This is a genomic window from Planctomycetota bacterium (assembly GCA_026387035.1).
Lineage (GTDB): Bacteria > Planctomycetota > Phycisphaerae > FEN-1346 > FEN-1346 > JAPLMM01.
Map to the genome: position 1 here is coordinate 1 of JAPLMM010000010.1, position 2,541 is coordinate 2,541.

Sequence of the window (2,541 nt, forward strand, 5' to 3'; positions counted from 1 at the left end):
GATGCGCTTGAGCGTAAGCCTGGACGAATGGGGCGTCGCGCGCCAGACGGACCGCCTGCGGTTTCTGCGGGCGTACCTGGCGCCGGCGGGGTGCCTGGCGCCGATCACGACGCGTCGGCGGCGCGGGCGCGCGGAGCCGGGTGAGCGGCTGCGGGGGTGGTGGCGGCGGATAGCGCGCCTGTCGGAGAAGAAGAGGGAGGCCCTTCGCCGAAAGGCGCGGGGAAACGGTTCGGCATGAACTTTTCGCGGACGCTGATCATCAAGCCTTCGAGCATGGGCGACATCGTCCAGGCGCTGCCGGTGCTGACGGCCCTGAAGGAGGCGCATCCGGACGCGCGCGTGTCGTGGCTGGTGGCGAGCGGGCTGGCGGATCTCGTGGAGGGTCATCCGCGGCTGGAGGAGGTCATTCTGTTTGATCGGCGCCGTTTCGGCCGCGCCGGCCGGAGCGTCGGCGCCATGCTGGATTTCCTCGGGTTCCTGAAGGGTCTGCGGCGGAAGCGGTTCACGACGGTGCTGGACCTTCAGGGGCTGTTTCGGAGCGGCCTGGCGGCGCTGGCGACGGGGGCGCCGAACCGCGTGGGCTTCCGCGAGGCGCGGGAGATGGCGCCGCTGTTCTACACGTCCGAGGTCGCCCTCGCGCGGGAGGAAGTGCACGCGGTGGACCGGTACCTGGCGGTGGCGAGGCACGTGGGCCTCGCGGCGCCGAAGGCGACGGACCACTTGCCGGTGTCCGAGGCGGCGCGGTCTGCGGCGCGGCGGCGCCTGGAGGAAGCGGGCCTCCAGAAGGGGGCGCCGTACGCGATCGTCTGCGCCTACGCGCGCTGGGAGACGAAGCAGTGGCCGGCGGAGCGGTTCGCCGAGGTCGCCGACCGGCTTTACGAGTGCGTCGGGGCGCGGTCGGTCCTGGTGGGTGGCGAGGCGGCGATTCCGGCCGGTCGGACGATCTCGGGCCGGGCCAGCAGCGCGCCTATTGACCTGACGAACCGGACGACGTTAAAACAGTTAGTCGCCGTCATCGCCGGGGCACGCGTCCTGGTGAGCGACGACTCGGGCCCGATGCACATCGCGGCAGCCATGGGGATCCCGGTGGTGGCGGTTTTCGGGCCGACGAGCGCCCGCCGGACGGGGCCGTACGGGCCGGGCCACCGCGTGCTTTCCGGGCGGGCGCCGTGCAGCCCGTGTTATCGGCGCGAGTGCCTGTACGCGGGCGGGTCGCTCGCCCTGTGCTGCCTGAGGAACATCGGCGCCGACGAGGTGGCCGACGTGGCGATCGAAGTCTGGCGCGGGGCCGGATGAAAAACCCCCGCGCCCCTGTCCGGGGAGGGACTGTCGCCGTGCCGTTTCGTAGGGGGTGGCAAAAACTGCGCAACTGGTTCGTCCATCTGCTGCACCTGGACGAATCGCCCCACCGAATCGCATTCGGGGTGGCGATCGGCGTGTTCATCGCCCTGACGCCGACGATGGGCATCCAGATGGCCCTGACCGTCCTTGTGGCCACGCTTCTCGGGGCCAACAAGGTCTCCGGCGTCCCGATGGCGTGGATCACGAACCCGCTGACGGCCGTCCCGGTCTACTCGTTCAACTACCTCGTGGGCCGTGCGCTCGTAGGCGGGCCCGGCCTGAAGGAGATCGAAGGCGCAATGGCGGCCGCCATGGACCCCAGCCTCGGCTGGGGCGTACTCGCGCGGGCCTGGTGGAGCCTGATGCTGCGCGGGGCGGCCCCGCTGTGGGCGGGCTGCGCCCTCGTAGGCCTTGTCGCCGGGGCGCTGGCGTACGGGGTCATGTACTACCTCATCACGACGTACCGGCGCGTGCACCAGAGACACTTGGCGAAAGCAGCGGCGCGCGGCGCCGACCGGCCGGATGGCGAGTCGGGGACACGGCCGTGACGAGCGACCATTTCGTCATCCTCGGCAACGGAGCGGCGGGGTTCCGGGCCGCCAAGGCCCTTCGCCGGGCAGACACCGGCGCCCAGATCACCCTCTTCTCCCAGGAACCGCACCCCTTCTACCTTCGGCGACAACTCGGCGACTTCCTGGCCGGGAACCTGACGCTCTCGGAACTCATCTTCCAGGGCCGAAACGCCTATCGCCGAGAACGCATCGACCTGTTCCTCGCGACGCGGATCGTGCGCGTGGCGCCGGAGACCCACGAAGTCGTGTTCGCCTCGGGCCAGCGCGTGAACTACAGCCGGCTCCTGGTGGCGACGGGAACCGAGGCGGCGCCCCTCGACCTCCCCGGCGCCGACCTCGAAGGCGTGGTCCGGTTCGACACGCTGCACGGCGCGGTCAAGGTCCGCGAGGCGCTCAAGGATGTCCGCCGCGCCGTCATCCTCGACGCCGGGCTCGTCGGCCTGACGCTGGCCCAGAGCCTCGTCGGATGCGGCATCGAGGTCACGCAACTGGTGGACGGGCCCTCGTACTGGCCGGAAATGCTCGACGAAAAAGCCTCTCGCCTGGTTGAGGACCTGCTGGAGAAGAACGGGATTGCGGTTCGGCGGCACACGGCGGCGCGGGCGATCATCGGGGCCGGGGGGCGGGC

General features: G+C 70.9%; 4 protein-coding genes. All 4 read left to right on the forward strand.

Features of this window, described 5'->3' with window-relative positions:
• On the forward strand, window positions 1-238 hold a 238-nt coding region (locus NTX40_00360; protein ID MCX5647544.1), incomplete at its 5' end, for a hypothetical protein.
• The gene (gene waaF / locus NTX40_00365) at window positions 235-1,296 is read left to right on the forward strand and encodes a lipopolysaccharide heptosyltransferase II (GenBank protein ID MCX5647545.1); all 1,062 of its coding nucleotides are present in this window, start codon (window positions 235-237) and stop codon (window positions 1,294-1,296) included. The genes NTX40_00360 and waaF, both read left to right, overlap by 4 nt.
• 38 nt (window positions 1,297-1,334) lie before the next feature.
• On the forward strand, window positions 1,335-1,889 hold the full coding sequence (locus NTX40_00370) for a DUF2062 domain-containing protein (GenBank protein ID MCX5647546.1): 555 nt from the start codon (window positions 1,335-1,337) through the stop codon (window positions 1,887-1,889).
• The coding region (locus NTX40_00375) for an FAD-dependent oxidoreductase (protein MCX5647547.1) at window positions 1,886-2,541 on the forward strand (656 nt) is incomplete at its 3' end. The genes NTX40_00370 and NTX40_00375, both read left to right, overlap by 4 nt.